17 protein-coding genes are annotated in these 23,194 nt (G+C 59.5%); 6 read left to right on the top strand and 11 right to left on the bottom strand.

The window, feature by feature from the left end; all coding sequences use genetic code 11:
* Positions 1-8: 8 nt before the first annotated feature.
* Together HB633_RS00895 and HB633_RS00890 are read right to left on the bottom strand one after the other, a co-directional pair.
* Complete coding sequence (locus HB633_RS00895) at positions 9-938, bottom strand: 3-keto-5-aminohexanoate cleavage protein (protein ID WP_213776202.1); 930 nt, start codon at positions 936-938, stop codon at positions 9-11.
* Between the two features lie 14 nt (positions 939-952).
* Positions 953-1,909 carry a choline ABC transporter substrate-binding protein gene (locus HB633_RS00890; RefSeq protein WP_213776201.1) on the bottom strand — a complete coding sequence of 319 codons (957 nt, stop codon included), beginning with the start codon at positions 1,907-1,909 and terminating at the stop codon, positions 953-955.
* 995 nt (positions 1,910-2,904) lie between these two features.
* On the opposite strand from HB633_RS00890, the gene HB633_RS00885 reads away from it, so the two are divergent.
* Positions 2,905-3,888: a GlxA family transcriptional regulator gene (locus HB633_RS00885; RefSeq protein WP_213776200.1), complete on the top strand. Its 984-nt coding sequence runs from the start codon at positions 2,905-2,907 to the stop codon at positions 3,886-3,888.
* 6 nt (positions 3,889-3,894) lie between these two features.
* Here HB633_RS00885 and HB633_RS00880 read toward each other — a convergent pair whose 3' ends face one another.
* The 3 genes from HB633_RS00880 to betC all read right to left on the bottom strand — a co-directional run bounded on the left by HB633_RS00880 (position 3,895) and on the right by betC (position 7,848).
* The gene (locus tag HB633_RS00880; RefSeq protein WP_213776199.1) at positions 3,895-5,043 is read right to left on the bottom strand and encodes a porin; all 1,149 of its coding nucleotides are present in this window, start codon (positions 5,041-5,043) and stop codon (positions 3,895-3,897) included.
* A gap of 276 nt (positions 5,044-5,319) precedes the next feature.
* On the bottom strand, positions 5,320-6,270 hold the full coding sequence (locus tag HB633_RS00875) for a choline ABC transporter substrate-binding protein (protein ID WP_213776198.1): 951 nt from the start codon (positions 6,268-6,270) through the stop codon (positions 5,320-5,322).
* Positions 6,271-6,309: 39 nt separating this feature from the next.
* On the bottom strand, positions 6,310-7,848 hold the full coding sequence (betC, locus tag HB633_RS00870) for a choline-sulfatase (protein WP_213776197.1): 1,539 nt from the start codon (positions 7,846-7,848) through the stop codon (positions 6,310-6,312).
* 124 nt (positions 7,849-7,972) lie between these two features.
* Here betC and HB633_RS00865 point away from each other — a divergent pair, with 124 nt between their 5' ends.
* From HB633_RS00865 to HB633_RS00845, 5 genes are all read left to right on the top strand, one after another.
* Positions 7,973-8,893 (top strand): LysR family transcriptional regulator, encoded by a 921-nt coding sequence (locus HB633_RS00865; protein WP_213776196.1) that lies wholly within the window; start codon positions 7,973-7,975, stop codon positions 8,891-8,893.
* Positions 8,894-9,010: 117 nt separating this feature from the next.
* Positions 9,011-9,895: a formyltetrahydrofolate deformylase gene (purU, locus tag HB633_RS00860; RefSeq protein WP_213776195.1), complete on the top strand. Its 885-nt coding sequence runs from the start codon at positions 9,011-9,013 to the stop codon at positions 9,893-9,895.
* 407 nt (positions 9,896-10,302) lie between these two features.
* Positions 10,303-11,952, top strand: coding sequence for an amidohydrolase (locus HB633_RS00855; RefSeq protein WP_213776194.1), 1,650 nt, complete (start codon positions 10,303-10,305; stop codon positions 11,950-11,952).
* Positions 11,953-12,044: 92 nt separating this feature from the next.
* On the top strand, positions 12,045-13,739 hold the full coding sequence (locus HB633_RS00850) for an MFS transporter (protein ID WP_213776193.1): 1,695 nt from the start codon (positions 12,045-12,047) through the stop codon (positions 13,737-13,739).
* Between the two features lie 86 nt (positions 13,740-13,825).
* Positions 13,826-15,436, top strand: coding sequence for an MFS transporter (locus tag HB633_RS00845; protein ID WP_213776192.1), 1,611 nt, complete (start codon positions 13,826-13,828; stop codon positions 15,434-15,436).
* Positions 15,437-15,674: 238 nt separating this feature from the next.
* Here HB633_RS00845 and HB633_RS00840 read toward each other — a convergent pair whose 3' ends face one another.
* The 6 genes from HB633_RS00840 to HB633_RS00815 all read right to left on the bottom strand — a co-directional run bounded on the left by HB633_RS00840 (position 15,675) and on the right by HB633_RS00815 (position 23,194).
* Entirely contained in the window at positions 15,675-16,535 is an 861-nt protein-coding gene (locus HB633_RS00840; protein WP_213776191.1) for a glycine betaine ABC transporter substrate-binding protein, read from the bottom strand.
* Positions 16,536-16,677: 142 nt separating this feature from the next.
* Complete coding sequence (locus HB633_RS00835) at positions 16,678-17,886, bottom strand: hybrid-cluster NAD(P)-dependent oxidoreductase (protein ID WP_213776551.1); 1,209 nt, start codon at positions 17,884-17,886, stop codon at positions 16,678-16,680.
* Between the two features lie 38 nt (positions 17,887-17,924).
* A complete protein-coding gene (locus HB633_RS00830; protein WP_213776190.1) occupies positions 17,925-19,226 on the bottom strand; it encodes an aromatic ring-hydroxylating dioxygenase subunit alpha in 1,302 nt (433 codons plus the stop codon).
* Positions 19,227-19,289: 63 nt separating this feature from the next.
* Positions 19,290-20,087, bottom strand: coding sequence for an electron transfer flavoprotein subunit beta/FixA family protein (locus HB633_RS00825; RefSeq protein ID WP_213776189.1), 798 nt, complete (start codon positions 20,085-20,087; stop codon positions 19,290-19,292).
* On the bottom strand, positions 20,084-21,271 hold the full coding sequence (locus tag HB633_RS00820; protein WP_213776188.1) for an electron transfer flavoprotein subunit alpha/FixB family protein: 1,188 nt from the start codon (positions 21,269-21,271) through the stop codon (positions 20,084-20,086). Before HB633_RS00820 ends, HB633_RS00825 begins: the two co-directional genes overlap by 4 nt.
* Before the next feature lie 3 nt (positions 21,272-21,274).
* The gene (locus HB633_RS00815; protein WP_213776187.1) at positions 21,275-23,194 is read right to left on the bottom strand and encodes a (Fe-S)-binding protein; all 1,920 of its coding nucleotides are present in this window, start codon (positions 23,192-23,194) and stop codon (positions 21,275-21,277) included.

The following is a 23,194-nucleotide window of genomic DNA, read 5'->3' as shown; positions in this document are numbered from 1 at the left end:
TTATTTACTTAAGCGAAGTGCTCGATCTTGCGACGATCCAGAAAACGTTCGCCGCGTGCGGGCAGCTTGAGCTTCTCGCGGCCTTCAGCGGGCGTCAGCGCCCGGCCACCCAGACGTTCGATGATCTCGACCGCGCGCTGCACGAGCGTCCCGTTGCTCGCGTGCACGCCACGATCCAGATACAAATTGTCTTCTAATCCAACGCGAACATGACCGCCTAAAAGCATTGCCTGAGCGACCATTGGCATCTGCATCCGGCCGATGCCAAACCCCGCCCAATGCGCGCCCGCCGGCATGTTGTCGACCATCGACTTGAGCGTGCCGACATCGGCAGGCGCGCCCCATGGAATGCCCATGCATAGCTGGAACAAGGGCGCGTCGTCGAGCAGGCCTTCCTTTTGCATTTGCTTCGCGAACCAGAGATGGCCGGTATCGAAGATCTCGAGTTCTGGCTTCACGCCGAGTTCCTGGATGCGTTTTGCGCCCGCTCGAAGTTGCGCCGGCGTCGATACATAGATGGTGTCGCCATCGCCGAAATTGAGCGTGCCGCAATCGAGCGTACAGATCTCCGGCAACAGCTCTTCCACGTGTGCAAGACGTGTCAATCCGCCGACGAGGTCGGTCGCGGCGCCGAATTCCATCGGCGATTCGCCGGCGCCAATTTCCAGATCGCCGCCCATGCCGGCCGTGAGGTTGATGATCACGTCCACATCCGATGACCGGATGCGATCCACAACCTCGCGATACAGCGCTGGGTCACGGCTGCCGCGGCCCGTTTTCGGATCGCGGACATGGCAATGCGCGACAGTTGCGCCCGCACGCGCTGCTTCGATTGCCGCTTCCGCGATCTGTTTTGGTGTGACCGGAATCGCCGGATGTTTGCCGGTGGTGTCGCCTGCGCCCGTTACCGCGCACGTCACGATTACTTCGTAGTTCATGTCACGCCGTCCTTTCAAAGACCAAGATATTGCTTGACTGCCGGCAAGCCATCCTTGCCGTCCACCGTCTTCACGCCCGCAAGCCATGCGTCGAGCACTTGCGGATTTTTCTTTAGATAAGCCTTTGCCGCGTCGGTTGGGCGCTCTTTCGCCATGACGGGAATCATCAACTGGTTCTCGAGTTGCGTTGTGAATCGCAGATTCGATACGAGCTTTCCGGCGTTCGGGCAACGCGCGAGGAAGTCGGGGTTGGTGAGCGTATAGACGCGTGCTTCGCCGTAGTTCGGGCCGAAGACTTCGTCGCCGCCGGCGAGGTAATTCATCTTGACCTGGATGTTCATGGGATGCGGTTCCCAGCCGACGAATACGACCCATTTCTTGTCGCGGACTGCGCGATCGACCGTCACCAGCATGCCCGCTTCGCTCGATTGCACGAGCTTGAAACCGCCGAGTCCGTACTGGTTGGTATCGATCATCTTCTGGATTTGCGCGTTCGCGCTGCTACCTGGTTCGATGCCGTAAATCTTGCCGTCGAGTTCGTCTCTATGCTTCGCAATGTCCTGGAACGTCTTCAGGCCCGCGTCGTATTCGTAGCTCGGCACGGCGAGCGTGGCCTTTGCGCCGGAAAGATTGGGCGGATCGAGTTTGTCGATGGCTTTTGAATCGATGAATGGCTGCACCACCTTTTCCTGCACCGGCCACCAGTACCCGAGCGATACATCGATTTGCTTGCTTTTGAGCCCCGCGAGGGAGATGGGCACGGAGGCCACGGTCACTTTCGGGTTATAGCCCAGGCCCTCGAATACGACCGATGCGAGCGCGGTGGTCGACGTGATGTCGGTCCAGCCGATATCGACGAAACGGACCGTGTGGCAGGTTGCGTCTTCCTTGCTCTGGGCTGCGGCGCCGAGTGAAGTCAGCGCGAGAAACAGACAGGCGAACAGCTTTTTCGTGGCCGGTAGAGTGGACATGGGTTCCTGTTCCGAAGTTTTTTAGTGGACGGGGCGTTGGGGTTCGGTCCCAACCGGCCGTGTGTAAAAGTACTGCCGCAGAATACCGTCCAGGCGACCGGGTGCGACCCGGTTTTGACTGGATGCGACCAGGGGGTTTCGTTCGCACTCGGTTTTTTGGGGGGCGGACGGGGGTGGACGGGGGTGAGTTGGGGTCCTGCTTTTTAGGTTTTCGCGCGTTCCGTCTTAGCTGCTCTCTTTAGCACTATTAGCCACTGTCCGTGGCGGGACTTCATTTCTTTGTCCAACGGCGACAAAGAAACGAAGCAAAGAATACGCCTTTCAACCGCTAATTCTTAAGTGTCCAAAGCGTGCAGTGACAACTGTTTGGTACCCCAAAAGCACGCTCAGCGCATAACCTCGTCTTGTTGAAACCCTCCCCCTCCGTCAACCGCAACCCACACGCTTCGCCACCAGTGTGGGAATCCGTTAACAAGGCCTCCGCGCTGCGCGCACTAGCGCCCAAAGTGACAGGGCGGCCGTACCGGTGAAGAAGTCTCGGGTTCAAATTGCTTTGAATCCGTTATGGGCTATTCCATTGTTATGCGTAGGCGAGGTTTCCGTATTAACGGATTCCCACACTGGTGGCGAAGCGTGTGGGTATCCGTGTTCGAAGGGGGAGGGTTTCGACTGTTCGTTGTTATGCGCCGAGCGTGCTTTTGGGGTACCAAATCGTTATAACTGCACGCTGTGGACACTTAAGAATTAGCGGTTGGAAGGCGTTTTCTTTGCTTCGTTTCTTTGTCGCCGTTGGACAAAGAAATGAAGTCCCGCCACGGACAGTGGCTAACAGTGCTAAAGAGAACAACTAGAACGGAACGCGCGAAAACCTAAGCAGCAGGACCCCCAACCCCACCCCTGCCCGCCTCCCCAAAAAACCGAGTGCGAACGAACCCCCATTGCGCTTGCAATTTCCGCTTGCTACCGTGCCCGGTCAGCCCAAAAATCCCCCCTCGATGCCACCGCCCGAAAACTTTCATTTCTTGCTGCTCCCGGAGTTTTCATCCATCGGCTTCATGTCGGCGATCGAACCGCTTCGGGTGGCGAATCGTTTCCGCGGGGAGCTTTATCGTTGGCACATCCTGAGCCTCGACGGCGGCCCGGTCTGCGCCAGCAACGGCATATCGCTGAACGCCGAATGCGCAATCGCCGACGTCAAATCAGCTCAAAATGTCATCGTCGTCGCCGGGTTCAGCCCGCTCAACTGCTATACGCGCGAGATCGCCGAATGGCTTCGCAGAATGGATCGAACGGGCGCGACGCTGGGTGGTATCGATACAGGCAGCTTCATCCTCGCCGAAGCCGGCCTCCTTCAACATGAACGCGTGACCTTGCACTGGGAAGCGGCATCGGCGTTTCAGGAGCGCTATCCATCGCTGGCTGTAAGTCAGGAACTCTTCGAAATCGATGCACGCCGCATCACGTGCGCGGGCGGCACGGCTTCCATCGACCTGATGCTGGACCTGATTGGCCGCCGCCACGGCGCGGAACTCGCCGCGCAAGTGTCGGAGCAGTTCGTACTCGGCCGAATACGGCAGCGTTCGGATCATCAGCGCATGCAGATCGCGGCGCGCTATGGCATCCACAATCGCAAGCTGATCCAGGTGATCGGCGTGATGGAACAACATATGGAGGAACCGCTGTCACCAGATGCATTGGCGGATGAAATCGGCGTGACGCGTCGCCAGCTCGAACGTTTGTTCTGCTCGGCGCTAAAAGACACACCAACGCATTTCTATCTCGGACTGCGCCTTGCACGCGCCCGCGAGTTGCTGCAGCAAACGGATATGTCGATCACTACAGTGTGCGTCGCGTGCGGCTTCGAATCGCCGTCGCATTTCTCTCGCACCTATCGCACGCGCTTCGGTTCGAGTCCGCGACAGGACCGCGCTTCGCCACGCGCGACGGCCCCGCTTCAGGACCCCGCCGCGGTGGCTTGATCCTCTTTAAAACGAGTGGCGCAAGCCGATACGTACATCGCTTTGCGTATTCGATGTCGATGGCGTAAAGCTATATCCGATCACTGCATCCACCCCGTTCGATGCCCGCAGGTAGTCGCCCGAAATGTAGAGATCGGTACGCTTGGACAAGAGGTAATGCAACGCGAGTGAACCCATGTTCCACTTGTGCCCTTCGAAGGCCGTGAACTGATAACCGCCGTAAAGAATGAGCGCCGGCGTGAAGTTATAAGACGCGCCGCCCTCGCCCACATGCATGTGCGACGACTGTCCAAAACCCTTGATGGTGGTGTACGTATAGTTGCCGAGCAGCATCAGGTTGCCGAGCGCATACGATGAACCAATGCCGTAAGTCGCCTGGCTGTCGACTGCAAGCGGCGTGCTGCTGAACAGATCGTTGACCGCGCCGGTTGCCGGGTCCACCGTTGCAACGGTCTGGCCGAGGAAGGTCTTCGTGCCGATCATCGCGTACGGATCGAATGCGTAGATGCCGTTCGGGTTGTTCAGGCGCGTGTATGCGGTGCCGATAGTAAAGTCGCCGTGCGCGTAATGCGCGCCTGCGCTGTATGCGCTTTGCTGATGGAAGTTGCCCGAGACATTGCCGAACGAATACATGCCGCCGAATGTCAGACCGCTGATATCGGGTGACATGTACTTGATCGCGTTCGGCAAACGGTCGCCGTTCATGCGGTCGAAGTCGCCCTGGTGAATCGCGTAGCCGCTCGCGAACGCGGAGATGTTGTAGCCCTCCATGAACTCGTTGGTCATGTCGAGCTGATTACCCAGCGACACCGTCCCCCACTGGCTCTGCAATCCAACGTACGCCTGACGCCCGAACTCCGCGCCGCCAAAAGCATACTTGCCGGTGCCGATATGAAAACCCGATTCAAGCGCGAAGATCGCCTTCAATCCGCCGCCAAGATCTTCAACGCCCTTGAAGCCCAGCCGGTTGCCGTACGAGATGCCGTCCTCAAAGCGAAAGGCGTGCGAGCCGCCCGTGTTGTTCACGTAGGTGATACCCGCATCCAGAATGCCGTACAACGTCACGCTGCCTTGCGCGTGAACCACGGCGGGTGCGGATACGGCGCTTGCGCTCAATGCAAGAGCCGCCAGCTTTGCGGCATTTCGCTTCTTCATCGTTGATTCTCCCTGATACCCGGTTGGCTCGTTTCAATGGATAAAGCAAGTCCCGCGCTGCTCCGGCGACGCCTTCCCGAAGGGCGGAATCGCGCAACGCTTCTCGCTCGTTTTTTTATTGCAGAGGCTGGCTTGGTACGGTGATCTGAAGCTTGTGGCGCCGGTGTCCACCGCGATACGTTCCGCTGCGTGCACCAGCTATGCAAAAGTACGAGTCCATATTTAACGGGGCTCGACGGATTGCGACGAAAACCTGCCCAAGTGCGACGTGTGTTGTTATTTCGACCCGAGCGCGGTTTGTACAGCTTGCAAACCATTGCCGCCTGTGGCTGTAGTGACGCCATCCAGCCAGCCCTTCACCACATCGGGATTGCGCTTGAGCGCAGTGGTGGCAGCGGTATCGATGTTGGTCTTGTTTTGCAGCACGTCCGTGATGATCCCGTTCTCAAGGTCCACATTGAAGGTCATCTGTTTAAACAGGCGTCCAAGGTTCGGGCATTCGCCGATATACCCCGTGCGTGCAACCGTGTTCACCGTCGCGCCGCCGAAGTTCGGGCCAAAGTATTTGTCGCCGCCATCAAGGTAGGTAAGGTGGAACTTCGTATTCATCAGATGCGGCTCCCACGCGAGGAACACGATCCATTTCTTCTCACGTACGGCGCGCTCTACCTGAGTCAGCATGCCGGTCTCGCTGGATTCAACGAGCTTCCAGCCATTGAGTCCGAAGGCCTTTTCGTCGACCATTTTCTTGATGTTCTGGTTCGCCGGCGCGCCCGGCTCAATGCCGTAGATCTTGCTTTCGAACTTGTCCGCGTTCTTCTGCAAGTCGGCGAATGTATGGACGCCGGCAGCCGCCACGTAGTCAGGGACCGCGAGCGTGAACTTGGCGTTCGTCAGGTTCGGATGCACGATCTCGATCGATTTTTCATCGACGAAAGGTTTCACCATGGGTGCCTGTGCAGGCATCCAGTTGCCAAGGAACGCGTCGATCTGCCCTTTCTTCAAGCCCTGGTATGTGATTGGCACCGATAGATTCGACACGGTCTGCTTGTAGCCCAGCGCCTTCAGCACCACGCCGGCCATGGCGTTGGTCGCGTCGATATCCGTCCAGCCCGGGTCCGCCATCCTGACCTGCAAGCAGCTTTGAGGCTCGGCCGCGACCACCGAGCCGATGGATGTGCAAAGCGCTGCAATGCAGAATAGTGCTTGTTTCAAGGGCTTTTTCATGGTGGTTTCCTGTGGGTGTGTTTTTCTGCGAGCGTTTATTTATCGTTTGACTGCAGGGAAACGCGCCATCGCTTCAAGCGTGTCCAGGTCGATGTGATTGCGCATATAACGCTGGCTGGCATCGACTGATGGCTGCCAGTCCCATGACTCGATCACGCCTTGCGTGGTGGCATCGAAATGGAATTGGCGGCGGCGCTGGCTCTGCACGACTTCCTCCCGCAGCTTTGTCAGGTCCCAGCGTTCTGCGATTTCCGCACGGAATGCAGCGACCCGCGCCGCGTGTTCCGGATGCGTGGCAAGGTTCGTTCGCTCCGGGGGATCGGCGGTGACGTTGAAAAGCTGATCGGGATCAGCCGGCGTATGGATAAACTTGAAATTACCGCGACGCAACATGACGATGGGCGCGATCGCCCCTTCGGCAAGGTATTCGCCGATGGCTTCATCGCGCGCATGAGGCTCGCCCCGAAGATGCGGCACGAGGCTTTGACCATCGAGCGTATCCGGCCATGATGGCCGCGCGGAACCGCGACCAAGTTCGACCAGCGTCGGCAACAAGTCGAGATGCGAGACCGATGCCTTCACATGTCCCGCCTCGAATTGCCCCGGCGCATGCACGATCAACGGCACCCGGCAACCGCCTTCGAAGAACGTCATCTTGTACCAAAGACCGCGTTCGCCCAGCATCTCGCCATGATCGGACGTCACGATCACGATGGTGTCATCGGCCATGCCTGATTGATCGAGCGCTTCGAGGATCGCGCCGAATTGCGCATCGACGTATGAAATCGCGCCGTAATATGCGCGACGTGCGTTGCGAATCTGCTGGTCGCTCGGCGGCGTCTTGTCGGTTTCGCAAACATGGCGAAGGCGCTTCGAATGCGGATCGGCGGTTTCCAGCGCGTCGCGATACGCAGGCATCTCGATGTCTTCATCGCGATACATGTCCCAGTATTTCTGCGGGATTGCGTAAGGATCGTGCGGATGGGTCAGCGACGCCACCACGCAAAACGGCCGCGCATCCTTGCCGGCTTGCCGCTCACGGGCGATATCGAATAGCTTCTGACGCGTGGTGTAGGTGACTTCGTCGTCGAAATCGAGCTGGTTGGTGCGCACGCACGGGCCTGCATCGATAACCGAACTCATGTTGTGATACCAGCTCGGGCGCGTCTCGAAGTCATCCCAGTTCGGCGTCCAGCCGAAATCTGCCGGGTAGATATCCGTGGTCAGACGTTCTTCGAAACCGTGCAGCTGGTCCGGGCCGCAGAAATGCATTTTCCCCGAGAGAACCGTCCTGTACCCCTCCGCGCGCAGATAATGCGCGAACGTCAATGTTTGCGATGGAAATTCGGCGGCGTTATCGTAGGCACCTATGTTGGACGGCAGCTTGCCGGACAAAAATGAAAAGCGCGAAGGCGCGCATAGCGGGCTTGCGCAATAAGCGGAATCGAAAACCACGCCGCGCGCCGCGAGCGCGTCCATGTTCGGTGTTTTGCTCACGGGGTGACCATAAGCCGATAACGCGAATGGCGTCATCTGGTCGGCCATCAGGATCAGGATATTTTGTCTGGGCTTAAGCATCGGGGTGAGGCTCGAATAGAATCAATTGGGTGAAACGCGCAACGCATTGCATCGCGTATCACTATTGCCGTTCAATTCGCGGCTGTGAAGAGAGCAAAACGTTATGAGCTCATAAGGGGCGCTTATGTCGAGACAGGATCGTTTGCCGCCAATGCAGGCGCTCTCCATGTTCGAGTCCGCCGCGCGTCTCGCCAGTTTCACGGCCGCCGCGCGCGAGCTCGGCTCCACGCAACCCGCGGTAAGCCAGCGTGTGGTTCAGCTCGAAGAGAATCTCGGCGCGCCGCTGTTCGAGCGGGGGCATCGCGGCGTGACGCTGACCGAAGACGGTGTGCGGCTGTTCGAAGCCGTGCGCCTGGGTCTGGAAACCATCCGCATCGCCACGAACGACATTCGCGCGCGTCATGCCGCGCCCGCGCAGCAATCGCTCAACCTTCTGACGGACTTCGGCTTTGCGACTTACTGGCTGATGCCGCGCCTGTCGCAATTCAAGGCACTGATGCCTGACGTCGATGTAAGGATCACCACCGCGCAGGACGTGCTTGCGGCGGAGCACGATCATGCGGATATCGTGATCGGCTTTGGTCATGTATCGATGAACTGGCCCGGGCACGGCGCACTCAAGCTGTTTCCCGAACAGGTCACACCTGTATGCAGCCCCACGCTTCTCGCGCGGCATGGCAAGCCGGCGTCTCCGTCGGACCTGAGCGAATTGCCGCTGCTGCATCTCGAACCGACAAATCCCGAACGCTGGCTGTCCTGGCACGGCTGGTTCGCGGCGCACGGGCTGGCCGCGCCGCCTGCGCATCGCGGCATCACATTCAATAGCTACGGCTTTGTTGCGCACGCCGCGATCATGGGCCAAGGCGTGGCGCTAGGATGGACGCCGTTAGTGGATGAACTCGTCGCCAGCGGGCAACTGGTGCAGCTATTCGATACACCCATTATCACCGACGGCGGATATTTGCTAAGCGCGCCGCGCGCTCAAACCACAGCAGTTCGCGCCTTCCGCGACTGGCTGCTCGCCGAATGCGGAGTATCCGCTTGACGCTCCCGTACCAGCATCACGGCGCATAGCTTCTAGCCGCGCTCATAGCCGATTTGTTCTACTGCGAAATACACGCGCCGTCTTCGCGGCGCTGCCCTTTGCACAGTGGAGAACCGCATGGCAGGCGATACCGTCAGTAACACCCATCCTCATCAACTCGTGCTGACGGTCGCTTGTCCAAGCGCCGCAGGACAGGTTGCAGCGGTGGTCGGCTTCCTTGATCGTCATCACTATTACGTCGATGAACTCACCGTCTTCGACGACGACCTCAGCCAGCGCTTCTTCGTGCGCTGCGTCTTCCACGGCGTGGATCGCGATGAATCCCTGCAGCTCGCCGCGTTGCAGCAAGAATTTGCACCCATCGCCGAGCGTTTCTCGATGACATGGGCCATCCATAACGTCAACGCGCGGCCCAAGGTACTGATCATGGTTTCGAAGCTCGAACATTGCCTTGCCGACCTGCTGTTCCGCTGGCGGATGGGCGAACTGAAGATGGATATTGTTGGCATCGCGTCGAATCATAGTGACCTCGAACCGCTTGCCGTTCAGCATGGTTTGCCGTTTCACCATCTCCCGGTTACCGCCGACACAAAACCGCAACAGGAAGCACGCCTGCTCGATTTGTTCGAGACATCCGGCGCCGAGCTGATGATTCTCGCGCGCTACATGCAGATCCTGTCTGGCGAGACGAGCCGCAAACTCGCGGCGCGCGCGATCAATATCCATCATTCATTCCTGCCCGGATTCAAGGGCGCGAAGCCTTATCATCAGGCGCATACGCGCGGCGTGAAACTGATTGGCGCAACGGCGCATTTCGTGACCGATGACCTCGATGAAGGTCCGATCATCGAACAGGTAGTCGAGCGCGTGGACCATTCGTACAAGCCGGAACGTTTGCTCGCAACAGGACGCGATGTGGAATGCATCACCCTCGCACGGGCGGTCAAGGCATTCATTGAGCGGCGCGTGTTTATCAACGGTGACCGCACGGTTGTGCTGTAATAAGCCGGATTCTGAGCACGGCGAACGCCCTCGCGTTCATAGCCGTGCTTCTCCACGTCCCCTTCAGCCACCGTCTCGCACGGCCGCGCTTTTGCAACAACGCCCGTCGTAGTTGCGATTTCCTACCGCTTTTTCCGAAGTAACCCTGCTTCGGGAAGATTTCAATTCCCACGCCCCATCGTTCCCGTTTTAGCGCTATTTCCCGGCGGATTAAGCATTTACGATGCTTGACGCGCAAGCGTGTCGATCGCGTAATTGAACAAACATATGTTTCCGGGCAAATTGTTTCGGACTCCGACTGTATTCAAGCGTTCGTTCATGGCGATGCAGCAGCGCGCCATCCGACCGGGGCCTGCTCGCCTGAAGCGGCACATCTCTTCATCCACGCAACGATAAAACTTTTCGTGATGACACATAGCCAAACCACCATCTTTTCCGCCCGCAAGATCATCACCATGTGCCCGTCGCAACCCGTGGCCACTCACGTCGCCGTCCGCGGCGACAAAATACTGGGTGTCGGTACACTCGAAGAACTGCAGGGGTTCGGCAAACACGTCGTGGACCACACCTTTGCCGACAAGATCATTTTGCCGGGCCTGGTCGAAGCGCACTCGCACTCCACAGGTGGCGGCATGTGGCAGTTCACCTATGTGGGCTACTACGATCGTCCCGACTATACGGGCAAAGTGTGGAAGGGTTGCCGGTCATTCGATGAAGTGGTCGCCGCGCTGCAAGCCGTCGAGCGAACCATGACAGATCCCGACGCACCCTTGATTGCGTGGGGCGTCGACCCGATTTATTTCGGCTCGGAAAAACTTGGACGTGCGCAACTGGACCGTGTATCGACGACGCGGCCGGTCGCGGTCATTCACATGAGCATCCACTTGATGGGCGCCAACACCGCGGCACTGCATGATTGCGGCATCACTGAACAATCCACCGTTGAAGGCGTCGTCCGCAACGATGACGGCAGCCTGCATGGCGAACTGGTCGAATTCGCCGCCATGGGTCCCATCCTGGATAAATATGGATTCTGGGACGCACTGACCACTGAAAAGGCGATCCGCAACTTCGGACAGGAAGCCTTTCGCGCGGGCTGCACATCGGCTGCCGACATGGGGCTTACCGATTTCGCGAATCCCGAACTCGAAGCGAACTACTTGCGCGCCACACGCGAATCCGAATTCCCTATCCGCCTGCTGGTGAGTTATGGGCCACCGTTTGTCAGGAAGCCGTTCGTGGAAGCCGTCGAGTTCGCACCGGAAATCATGACACGCGGTCACGACAAGCTGATCTTTGGTTCCATGAAAATCTTTCTGGACGGTTCGATCCAGGGCGGCTCCGCTCGCATGCTCGCGCCCTACTACTTCCAGGACGGCCATAACGGCGCATGGAACGCGACGCCGGAACAGGTAGACGAGCAAGTCTACGAAATCATGCGGCGCGGTTATCAGGTGCATTGTCATTGCAACGGTGACGAAGCGTCAGAGGCCTTTATCAACGCTGTCCAGAAAGCGTTGAACCGGATTCCGGCCGTTGACCATCGCGCCGGAATGCAACACGCCCAGATGCTGCGAGAAGATCAGTTCAAGCGCATCAAAGCGCTTGGCATGGTCGTGAATTTTTTCAGCAACCATATTTATTACTGGGGCGACCAGCACTACGCGAAGACCATGGGCCCCGAACGCGCGAACCGCATGAACGCGTGCGGCAGTGCAGTACGTCACGGCATTCCCTTCGCGTTCCACAGCGATTGCGGCATCACGCCGATCAATCCGCTGTTCACGGGCTGGTGCGCAGTCAACCGCCTGACCGCATCTGGCCGCGTGCTTGGCGAAACAGAGCGTATTTCAGTCAGGGACGCGCTGCACGCCATGACGCTCGGCGCCGCCTACACCATGAAAGTGGACCACCTGATCGGCAGTATCGAATGCGGCAAGCTGGCTGACTTTACGATCGTCGAAGAAGACCCGCTCGAAGTCGACCCTGTGCGCCTCAAGGACATTCCGGTGTGGGGCACCGTGCTGGGCGGACGCGTGCAGAAAATTCCTGCCTGACTCATCCACGCGTCCCATCGCCCGCGCATCGTGCGCAGGCGATGACGAAACTCGCGCCGCATTTTGTCAACGTCATTGAAGGTACTCAATCTATGTCTTCGCGCACAAACGGCCCAGCACCCGCATTCGACTCCCCACAGCCGGATTCGACCGCTTCCGGCCTCGGGAAATGGCTGCCGCTCCTGGTCCTGTGCCTGGCTCAGCTTTCCACTTCGGGCGACAACGCCACCCTCAGCATCGCGACAGGGGCCCTGATCAAGGACCTTAACGCACCGATGGACCTGGTGAGCATTGCCAACGCCATGTATTCGCTTGCGGCGGGTTCGCTCATGGTGGCCGCCGGAATGGTCGGTCTCATCGTTGGCTGGAAGAAGACCTTTCGCGTCGGCTGTGCGCTACTGTTCTGCGCCGAGATCACCGCGTTTTTCTCGCCGAACATGGAAGTGTTCACTTACGGCGCGCGGCTGCTCTCAGGCATCGGCGGCAGCTTCATGATCCCTTCGGTGCTCGGACTGATTGCGAGTAACTACCGCGGGCGTGAGCAGGCCGTCGCGTTCGGCGCCATAGGCGCCGCGAGCGGCGTGTCGTTTGCCGCCGGCCCGATCATCTGCGGCTTGCTCGTGGACCACCTGGGCTGGCGCTACGCATTCGGCGCAATCGCTTGCCTGTGCGTCGTGATATTTCTCGGCTCGTTCATCGTGCCCACGCCGCCCAAGCCCGCGCGCAAGGTCGTGTTCGACTTGCCCGGCGTGCTGCTCACCGTGATCGGCCTGTTCAGCGTGATCCTCGGCTTTCTCAAGGTGTCGAGCTGGGGGCTGTTCACACCGTTCTCTCCGCCGTTCACCGTGCTCGGGCTGAGTCCGGCGCCCTTCCTTGTGTTGTTCGGCATTGTGGTCCTGGCGTTGATGCTGAAGTGGGAACGCCACCGCGAGGCGACTACCGGGAGCGCACTGATCCCGATGTCGTTCATCGGCACGCCCCAGGTCCGCAACGGCCTCTACCTGACCGCGTTCATCTTCCTCGCCTATGGCTCGGGCATCTTTGTGACCGTCAGCTTCGTCCAGGTCGTCGCCGGACTGACCGCAATCCAGACGGGCCTGATGATCCTGCCGTTCGCACTTGGCGTGGTGGTGTTCTCGCTGGGATTACCCGTGATATATAAAAACGCGAACCCAAAACGGATGTGCCAGGCTGCGCTGGTGATCGGTGCGGTCGGTTCGATCGCATGCATCCTGGGCTTCGACTTGTCGAGCTACAGCGCCGTTGTCCCATTCGGCATGTGCCTGATCGGCATCAGCATGGGGATCATATCCGCGTACTCAAGCTATTGCGTGACCAGCGCGCTGCCACCGCGCGACGCGCAGCAGTCGGGCGGCGTCCAGGCGACCTCCCGCAATGTCGGCCAGGCGATCGGCGTTGCGGTCTGCGGGATGGTCATGCTGACCGCAATCACCATGAGCGTGCAAAGCACCGCGCACGGCGACGCACGGCTAAGCGATGCCACTCGCGGCAAGGTGTCGGCGATTGCAGTGATTCCCTATCTCAGCGACGGCAAGTTCTCCGAGCTGATGCTCGACCATGGTATCGACCAGGCCGACATGCCGGTCCTCACCGATGTCTACAAGCATGCCCGCCTGGACGCCACCCGCGCCGGCATGATCGCGACCGCGCTGATGACGTTGCTGTTCCTGTTCGGGACGCGCAACCTTCCGACCTCGACACAGGTCACGCGCGCCAAGGACGCCGACCTGCTCGAAAAACTGGCGGACACCACGCCAAGCGTTTGATTTAATCAGGATGACCAAGCATGCCGGAAAAGAACAAGAATAGAGTCGCACGGGCAATGCGGTGGTTGCCGCTGTGCATTCTATGCATGGCGCAGTTCCTGGCTTCGGCTGACAACGTAACGCTCAGCATCGCGACCGGTGCGTTGATACGCAGTCTGGGTGCATCGATGAGTCAGGTCAGCGAAGCCAACACCATGTATCCGCTCGTCGCGGGCAGCTTCATGGTGGCCGGCGGCATGCTTGGGATCGTCGTAGGATGGCGGCGCATTTTCCAGCTAGGATGCATCATCTATCTCGCAGCTGAAGTCTGCGCCGGCCTGTCCCCGTCGATGAATTTCTTCATATTCGCCGCCCGCGCCCTTGCGGGTATTGGCGGAAGCTTCATGATTCCCGCCGTGTTCGGCCTCATCACCGGCATCTATTCAGGCCACGACCGTGCGGTGGCTTTCGGCGCACTGGGGGCCGCGAGCGGTATCTCGTTCGCATCGGGACCCATTGCGTGTGGTCTGCTACTGGAACATCTCGGCTGGAGGTCGGCGTTCGGCGTAATGGGCGCGTTCGCCATCCTGATACTTGCCTGTTCAACGCTCATTCCCACATCGACTGCCCGGGAACGCGGCATCCGCTTTGACATCCCGGGCTTCGTGCTCTCCACAGCCGGCCTGTTCATGACCGTATTCGGACTGTTGCGCGTTTCCTCGTGGGGACTGTTCGCACCTTTCAACCCGCCCTTCACGGTGATCGGCCTGAGCCCGGCACCTTTCCTTGTGGCGGCGGGTCTAGTGGTGCTGGCGTTGATGCTGCGCTGGGAGATTTATCGCGACGCCCGGATCGGAAGCGCGCTGATTCCCAGAACGTTCATACAGACCGCCAACGTGCGCGGCGGGCTCTATCTGACCGCGTATATCTTTTTTGCCTACAGCTCGGGCATCTTTGTCGTGGTCAGTTTCGGTCAGGTCGTGGCCGGACAGGACGCGGTCCACACGGGACTTCTGATCTTGCCGTTTGCCATTTGCCTCGCGGCATGCTCGCTGGGCCTGCCGCTTGTCATCAAGCAACGCAACCAGCAACGCCAATGCCGCACGGGGTTGTTATTAGGACTGGTGGGCGCCCTGGTCACGGCGGCGGGTATCAACACACTCGAACTCAACACGCCTGTCGTCACGCTCGGGCTGTGCCTGATCGGCGCAAGCATGGGAACGATTGCGGCCAATGCGCCGTCCCTGGTTACCAACGCATTATCCGCACGCGACGCGCAGCAGTCCGGAGGCGTGCAGGCGGCCGCGCGGGATATCGGCCAGGCGCTCGGCGTGGCATTGGTCAGCATGGTGATGCTGACCGCGATCACCTATGGGATGAAACTTCTGGTCGCCGAAGATGCCGGCCTGAACCCCCGGACGCTCAGTGCCGTGCGGAGCTTGCCGGTCATTCCGTATCTCAACGACCTTCAGTTCAAGGCGCTGATCGTGGATGCCGGCGTACAACAGGCCGATCTCTCCGCGCTCACGAAGTACTATCAGCAAACACGCGCGCATGTCAGCCGCGCAGGTCTCTGGTCGATGGCGGTGATGACACTACTGTTTTTCTTCGCCACGCTGCACCTGCCGAGCGGGCGCAGGACCACGGATTTGACCGATATTCAATACGCCCATCCCCGGCCTCGTTCGAACGTGGATGCCGACGCCGATGCAACGTAGCAGCTTGCACAAGCGCTGGGGCACCTGAAACATCGCGTCAGAGCGCTTTTTTAACAACGTCGAATCGTGTTGAATAAATCGCGGTATTCTGCCGCCAGGACTACTGGCTTCTCAGCGGGGTGCTGTGGCGTCCATCAGCGCCCTTGATCCTGGCCAGCGCGCGAACTTGCGCGCACCAAAAAAAAACGCCGCTTGATTCAAGCGGCGTTCTCGTAACAGCACTAGCTTCGACAACAATCTACTTCGTCCAGCTCGACACGCGGTCCGCATGTGCATTCACCCACGCATCCGCTGCGGCGGCCGGCTTTGCGCCGTTCGTCGTTGCGAGCATGACGCTGTCGATCTCGCCCGGTTTCCACTGGAACTTTTTAAGGAACGCGACAACCGTCGGCGCCTTCGTTTCAAGTCCGGGATTCACCACACTATCCACGTGCTCGGCTTCACCGAACACCTTCTTCGGATCGTCCAGGAACTTGAGCTTGTACTTCGCGAACATCCAGTGCGGCTTCCAGCCCGTCACAATGATCGGCTTCTTTGCGTTCTCTGCACGAGCCAGCTCCGCCGTCATCGCGCTGCCCGAACTCGGCATCAAAGTGTAGTCGAGGTTATAGGCCTTGATCGCCTCGCTAGTCTTCGACATCACGCCGGCGCCTGCATCGATACCCACGATCCGTCCGCCGAAATCGGCCTTCTTCGCTTCGAGATCCGTGAGGCTCGTGACCGGCGCATCTTCCGGCACGATCAAGCCGATCTTGGCGTCGGGAAAGTTCGCGCCGAGGTCGACGACCTTAGACTTGAAGTTGTCCCAATACGCGCCATGCGTGACCGGCAACCAAGCCGACAAGGTGGCATCGAGGTCGCCGCGCGCCACGCCCTGCCACATCACGCCCGCTGCCACAGGCACGAGCTGTACGGGGTAACCGAGCTTCTTCTCGATGATCTGCGCAGCGACATTCGATGTCGCCACACTGTCATCCCAGCCTTCCACGTAACCGATCTTGATGGTCGGTTTCGCATCGGCGGCGATGGCGGACACGCTGGCCGCAGCCAACGCTGCGCTCATCGCGCTCAAAACAAACAGTTTCTTGATCAGTTTCATTGTCTTCTCCCCTTCGCGGTACAAACTATTGAGGCTTTAGAATCGCTTGCCAGAAATACGCCGACTGGTTTTTTTTCGACATCCAGTTGTCCGGATGCGACCTCGTTTTATCCCGGTGCGTCGCCGGTCTTGATGAATACCCTTACTTGTCTACGACAAGATCGCTCAAAGGCTTGCTGCAGCACAAAAGCACCATGCCCTGATCGATCTCCCGCTGACGAATGCCGCCGTTGTGCTTCATCTGCACTTCACCGGAAATCAATTTGACCTTGCACGTGCCGCACATGCCTTGCGTGCATGAGGCGGGCAATCGCACACCGGATTTCTTGGCGGCATCCAGAACGTGTTGTCCGCTGCCGCATTCAATCTCGCGATTGCTCTTGGCGAAGCTGACCTTGAATGTGGTTTCCACGGGCGCTACAGCGGGCTCGGGCGCTGGTGCAAAGCCGACCGCGGTTTCACGCGCTTGAACGAACGTCTCGGCCGAATGCAACGCATCGGCGACATGAGCTGTCGTGAGTTCGGCTGCAAGTTCGACGATCGTCTCGAAGGAAAAGCTTTCCTCGTGATAATGCATGGTATCGAAACCGCCTTCCGCAAGAAGATCGCGCACGGCTTTCATATACGGCGCGGGGCCGCACGTGAAGATTTCGCGCTCCATGTAATCCGGCGCGATTAGCTCGAGCAAGGGCAGCGTAAGAAAACCGGTCACGCCCGGCCAGTTCGTTCTCGCGCCAACCCGTTCGCATACAAACGCGGTACGGAAATTCGACTGGTTCGCCGCGATCAGGTCAAGCTCGCGAGCGAAGATGATGTCGTCCGGCGTTCGCGCGCTATGCACGAACACGATGTCGCGATCCTCGCCCAATTCGTGATGTGCGCGACTCATCGACATCAAGGGTGTGACACCCGATCCCGCCGATAAAAACAGAAACCTGCGCGCAGGATGACGCGCGCACGTGAACTCTCCTGCGGGACCCAGCACGCGAACCTTGCCGCCGGTCTGCAGGTTATCGTGGAGCCAGTTCGAAACCTTTCCACCCGGTACGCGCTTAACCGTAATAGAGATGGTATGCGGCCGCGTCGGCGGTGAAGAGATGGTGTAGCAGCGATTGATCGACTCGCCGTCTATCTCCAGTTCGAGCGTAATGAACTGGCCCGGTTCGAAAACAAACGTGCGTTCACTGGGCGCGCGAAAGAAAAAGCTCTTCACGTCATGCGTTTCCTGGCGCACGTGACAACAAACGAGTGTGTCGTCGGTGTCGCTGTCCCAACGTGCCGGAAGCTTGCCCCAGAACTCGGGCTGGGTGACTCGGTTCGGGGCAAGCTCGAACGTCGCCTGATCGCGCATCATCTGTTTCTCCGCTTTTAGCCTTGGTGCGCGTTTAATCAGCGCTTGAACGACACGACTTTCTCACCGTGCGAGGAAGGTACGGCCACTTCATCCGGTGTATTTGCGTAGTCCTCCAGACGCCCGATATACCACTCGCAAAACTTCTCCACGAGTCCTTCCGTGAACGGCGAGTACGGACCCGGTTCATACGCGCTGCTCGTCACGCCCAGTTGCGAAAACTCAACCAGCGCACGGTCCTGATCGTTGGTTGCGCGCCAGACGGCCGTGAGGTTATCCACGTTGTAGTCGATGCCTTCCCGCGCGTCCTTGTTCACCAGCCACTTGGTACGCACGAGCGTTTCACCTGCCGACAGCGGAATCACCGAGAAGCTCACAATGTGATCGCTCATGAAGTGATGCCACGAGTTGGGCTGCGTCCAGAACGACAGGCCGCCCAGATCGGCTTGTTCGAAACCGCCCAGCAGTTTGGTCGATGCAACCTTGGCGTCCATGGTCTGCGATTCACCGCTGCGATCGAGCGGCAACCGTTGCGTGCGAAAGCCGGTGACGAGGTCTGCGAGCCGGTCGATTTCTTTCGATGGCAGGTTCATCGCTTCCCACTGCGCCGTGCGTTCTTCGACAGTCTTGTCGAAGGCGGCCATCGCTTCTTCGTTATCGGCGGAACGTTGGTATCCGAAACCGTATTCGTAGAGCGAGATGGTCAGCTCAGGATGGTTCGCGACGCAGTGATAGCACTCGCGGTTGTTCTCCATGGTGAGCTTCCAGTTGCCCTTTTCGATGATATCGATCGAAGCGGCAACCTTGCAATCGGCCAGGCCATGCGGCAACAAATACGGTTCCATCGATGCACGCAGCACCGCGAAATCGGCAGGCGGCGTTTCTGCGAGACAGATGAAGATCAGCCCGGCGAGGTTCTCGAGATGAACCTTCTTCAGGCTGTGCTTGCACTTGTCGAACTGCTCGCCCATGTGCTCAGCGAACATCAGGTCGCCGTTCAGGTTATACGTCCAGCTGTGATAAGGACACACGATATTGCCAAGCGAGCCTTTTTCCGAACTGCACAGACGCGCGCCGCGATGACGGCAAACGTTATGAAATGCGCGGATCTGCATATCGTCGTCGCGCACGATCAAAATCGAATCGTTGCCGAGTTCCACTGTCAGGTAGTCGCCCGCTTCCGGCACGTCCGGCTCGACCGCCACCTGAATCCAGTGCTTGCGGAAGATCACCTCCATATCCAGCGCGTGAATTTCCTCGCTCGCGTAGAACGGCGCTTCGAGCGTGTGGCCCTTCTTGCGGCGTTCGATCATTGCGCGAACGTCAGCGGAAACTTTCATCGTGTACTCCGTGTTTTGGTGCCCCGGGCGACCTTGAACGCACGGGAAATTTCATATCGCGAATCAGTAATCTACGAGTTGATGCTCGCGCAAATACGCCAGGATCACTTGTGCTTTTTCGACGGAAGTCCCTTCAATTACGACGCTTCCGCCTCGGCTTTCGGTGGTCGTAGCCGAGAGCATGCGCGCGTGGCCCGAGCGCTTCTCGGCCGCGGCGAGGCGCACGGGTTTTGCGGTCGCGGGTTTGACGGTCCATGCCGCGTGATCCGATGCGCTCGCGGCGCTCACCAGCACCTTTTCGATGGCGCCTTCGCGCAGCTTTGCGTACGCGTAGCGCGGCGCTGCGTTGGCCATCGGATGCACGGCGACAACCGCTGGAAGCCGTGCCTGAACCCGGCGACGCAAGCCCTTCGGCAGGAATTGCCGGACTGTCACGTTATCCGCTTCGATATCGATGTCCACCGCCGACGCGAGCAACGGCATGTTCAAGGCATCGGCGAGTTGGTATGGCAGCATGCCGCTGTCCTGCGTGCCTTCCGCTCGCGTACCGGTGAGGATGAGGTCGTAGCCTTTCAAACGAACGCTCAGGGTGGGTGCAATCTCGTCGCCGTCGGCGACCGAAAGCACTTCGACTTTCGTCGCGCCCAGAGCGAGATATTCACGCAAGGCAGGGTTCGTAGGGTCGCCGGCGTGAATCACGTCGAGCGTCGCCTGATGTTTTGCGGCGAGTGCAGTTGCGAGAGTCAGTGCAGCGGCGTCGTTACGGCTGTAGCGCTGCGTTGCGCTGACCGGATGACGGCCGACCGATACCAGCACCGCAATCCTGCCCGTGCGTTTCGTGGTCGTTGCGTTGGGGTTCATGCAAGCGCTCCTTCCAGCTTCGCCGCGTTCGGCACGCCTTCGCCGTGAGCGGACTGTGCGCCCGGATTCGCGCGAGCGCTGCGCGCGGCTGCGGCAGCATCGGTGAGCGCCGCGATCGTTTCCGCAGCATCGCCGATGATCGTCAGATTGGCGCGCTTCGCAATCGGTGCACTTGCATCCAGGTTCACCGCAATCACATGGCGGCAATCCTTGATGCCTTGCAAATGCTGCACCGCGCCCGAGATACCGAATGCAATGTAGATGCTCGCATCGACGGTCTTGCCCGTCGCGCCGATCTGCTTGTCGCGCGGGAATTTGCCATCGTCGACCGCGACCCGGCTCGCACCGATCGCGGCGCCAACCGTGCTGGCCAGACGCTCGAAAGCGGGGACGTCAGTCACGCCATTGCCTGCCGACACGATGAAATCCGCCTCCTCGAGCGCGACTTGCGCGGCATCGATTTCTTCAACGCCAAGGTCTTTGTATGGGCTTGCTGTTTGCGCGCTTGCGATGGCGAACTGCTCGGCATCCACTTGCTCGCCGGCTCCGACAAAGGGCAAACGAGCATCGACCGCGTTCGGCGCAAGCAGGATTACATCGGGCAATTCGCGCACCGCATAAGCTTTGCGCGTCTGCGTGTAGACCGCGACATGTGCGGCATCGATCTCGACGACTTGCGTCGCGACTGTTGCCTTCGCTTGCGCCGCGTAGCGACGGCCGAGGTCGCCATCGCCGGTGGCGTTGTCGGGCAGAAAAATATGCAGTGGAGAATATGCCGCGATACACGCGGCGAGAGCGTTGAGTGCGGCGTCGGGCGTAAAAGCGCGCCGATCAAACGCGGGCATTGCAATCACTTTGTCTGCGCCCAGCACCGCCGCGTCATCTGTCAATTCGCCGAATACCAGCAATACGACTTGCGTCGCCGCGTCCGCAAGCAATGCAACGGCAGCAAGCGTTTGACGCGCGTGGTCATCGAGCGAACCGCGATCGCTGTGAGCCGCCACGAGCAGCGAGCGAAGCGCTGCGGACATAGTGCGACGCGGCTTCGCCTGTTCACGATGCCCGCCGAGCGCCGCGAGCTCGACATCGCCCGCCGCACCGATAACACCCAGCGTAATGCGTTTGAGCCCTTCTGCAGTAACCGAAAACGGCCGGCGCGGATCGATTCGTTTGATTGTATGCATTGCTTACTCCAGCGCCGCTGCAACAAGTTCGGCGACGTCGAGCACTTCTGGACGCGCACCGACAACACCTTCGAGCATCGCCGTGCAGTTCGGACATCCGACAGCGACGATCTCCGCGTTGATAGCGCGCGCGTCGTTGATTCGGATGTCGGGAATACGTTGCTTGCCGGGAATGTCCGTGAGGGGCGCGCCGCCGCCACCGCCGCAGCATCGTCCGCGCATGCCGTTGCGTTCCATTTCGACCACCTTGATGCCGATGGTGCGAAGCAGCGCGCGTGGCGCTTCGGTTTCGCTGTTGTATCGGCCGAGATAGCACGGATCGTGGTAGGTAACGGTCTTACCTGCCGCGAGCGCGCTTTGCGCCGATGGTTTCAGCTTGCCGCTTGCGACCAGCTCCGCAATCAGCGCCGTATGATGCTGCACTTCATACAAGCCACCGAGTGCGCGATATTCGTTGCGCAAGCTATGCATGACATGGGGATCGGCGGTGACGATCTTGCGGAACGAATACTGCGAGAGCGTTGCGATCATTTGCGTGGCGAGCTGCTGGAACGTGGCTTCGTCGCCGAGACGACGCGCGGTGTCGCCCGTATCTGTTTCCACGCCGCCGAGTACCGCGTAATCCACGCCGGCCTTGTTCAGCACTTTGACCAGCGCGCGCAGCGAGCGTTGGTAGCGCATATCGAACGCGCCTTCGCCTGCGATCAACAGTACTTCGACAGGTCGGCCAGGTTGAGCAACCTGCACTTGCAGATCGACGGCCCAGTCATAACGCGCGCCGATATCGAAGCCATTCGCACTGCCCGTCTCACGCAGATTCGCAAGCGTCTCCAGACCCTTGCCCGGCACGATGCCCTCGACCAGCGTCTGGTTGCGACGCATATCGACGATTGCATCCACATGTTCGATCAACATCGGGCATTCCTGAACGCACGCGCGGCAGGTGGTGCACGACCAAATGGTGTCCGCTTCGATCATCGTGGAGATCAAGGGTTTCGAAGGCGCACCGGAATGTTCGCCGAGGGGAATGCCCGGCGTAGGGCTGCCCGCATACGCGGCGTCGGTTCCGCCGACCATGCCCGTCACCAGATCCTGAATCAGCTTCTTGGGGTTCAGCGGTTGGCCTGCAGCAAATGCCGGACATGCCGCTTCACACTTGCCGCATTGCACGCAGGCGTCGAAACTGAGCAACTGGTTCCAGCGAAACTCAACCGGCTTGGAGACGCCATATTCCTTCGCGTCGAGAACAGGCATCTTGAGCGCGGTCGGCGGAACCACGTCGTGCTCATGGCTGCGGCCGGTAAAGCGTTCCTGACGCGGATGAAACGCAAGATGCAACAAACCTGCGAGCGCATGCTTCATTGGACCGCCGCGCGCGGCGCCGAAGGTCATCGTGAAAGCACCCGCAGCAATCAGCAACGCGACGATGATCGCCAATGCGCCCGACATTGCGGAGGCCGGCAACACGATAAACAGTACGAGCCCCAGCGCAAACGACCCGAGCAGCAATGGCAAGCTGTCCCACGGACCACGCGACAAACGCGCCGGGACCGCTTTCGCGCCATGCCGGCGACGCCACACGAACACCGCGCCCACCAGCATGATCAGCGCAGCCAGAAAAATCAGCTTGTCGATCCACGGCGAATAAATCGCGAGCCCGTAGTTGATAAACACGAGACCCATCGCAGCGATAGCGCCGCCCGCCGTCGCTACATGCGTCTTCGCGATGTACGGATCACGCGCGACCACATGATGCAGATCGACGAAATAACGCTTCGGAATGCAAAGCAGGTTGCCCCATCCGTACGCGCCCGCGGCGGTCGCGCGGCCTTCACGCCAGTACGCCGCGCGCTTGAACAATGCGAATGCCAGACCCGCTACCGACAACCACAACAATGCGGTAATGACAAACACCGGGCTCAT

Source organism: Caballeronia sp. dw_276 (assembly GCF_018449635.1).
Taxonomy (GTDB): Bacteria; Pseudomonadota; Gammaproteobacteria; order Burkholderiales; family Burkholderiaceae; genus Caballeronia.
Note: the sequence above shows the minus strand (reverse complement) of the source record. Positions and strands in the feature narration are given on the sequence as shown.